Raw genomic sequence first — 287 nt, 5'->3', positions numbered from 1 at the left:
CCGACATGGACGGCCCAGTCGGCGCGTTCCTCGCCATATTCGCGGGTGCCGTCGACCGGGTCGACGATCCACACGCGGCTGTGCTGGAGCCGCGCCCCATCACAGGCCATCTCCTCGGAGAGCAACCCATCCTCGGCCCGCTGTTCCCGCAGCGCATGGACGAGGAACTGGTTGGCGGTCTGGTCGCCGGCCTTGCCGAGCGCCTTGGCGCTGAACAGGCCCGAGGCGCGGACCTCCAGCAACAGGCGGCCGGCGGTGTCGGCGAGATGGGCGGCGAGGTCCGCGTC

1 protein-coding gene is annotated in these 287 nt (G+C 71.4%); it reads right to left on the bottom strand.

Annotation, left to right across the window (positions count from 1 at the left end; genetic code table 11):
- On the bottom strand, window positions 1–287 hold a 287-nt coding region (locus JQK15_RS26685; protein WP_285236608.1), incomplete at both ends, for an inositol monophosphatase family protein.

This window comes from Sphingobium sp. BHU LFT2 (assembly GCF_018604485.1).
Classification (GTDB): domain Bacteria; phylum Pseudomonadota; class Alphaproteobacteria; order Sphingomonadales; family Sphingomonadaceae; genus Sphingobium; species Sphingobium yanoikuyae_A.
This window is presented reverse-complemented; position numbering and strand designations above follow the sequence as displayed.